The sequence below is a fragment of the Micromonospora fiedleri genome, assembly GCF_016774385.1.
Lineage (GTDB): Bacteria > Actinomycetota > Actinomycetes > Mycobacteriales > Micromonosporaceae > Micromonospora > Micromonospora gifhornensis.
The window spans coordinates 1-457 of record NZ_JAETXL010000081.1; the positions used below are offsets into that span (position 1 = coordinate 1).

General features: G+C 72.6%; 1 protein-coding gene. It reads right to left on the reverse strand.

Features of this window, described 5'->3' with window-relative positions:
- Positions 1-457: winged helix-turn-helix domain-containing protein (locus JMF97_RS30725; protein WP_238360470.1), on the reverse strand; the 457-nt coding region annotated here is incomplete at both ends.

Genomic DNA, 457 nt, shown 5'->3' on the forward strand with positions numbered 1-457 from the left:
CCTCGTCGGCCAGGCGGTAGCCGACACCGTGGACGGTGGTCAGCAACGGCGTGTCGACGCCGAGCTTGGCGCGCAGCCTGCGGACGTGCACGTCGACGGTGCGCGCCAAGGCGTGGTCGTAACCCCAGACCTGGTTGAGCAGCTGGATCCGGGTGAAGACCCGCCGGGGCCGCTCGGCCATGAACAGCAGCAGGTCGTACTCGATCCGGGTCAGCGGGACGACCCGGTCGCCCTGCTGGACGCTGCGGGGTCCGGTGAGGATGCGGATGACGCTCGGGTCGGCAGCGGCCGGCGGGTGATCGGCGTCGCCGCGCGCCAGGCGTCCCTCGGCTGAGGCGGCCAGTGCGCCGAGCAGTTCCAGCAACCGGTTCAGGCGTGGGCTCGCCGCTGCGGCGGCAAGATCGACGGTGATGGTCAGGGTGGGATTGGCGCGCCGCCGGACGAGGCGGCTGCGGCT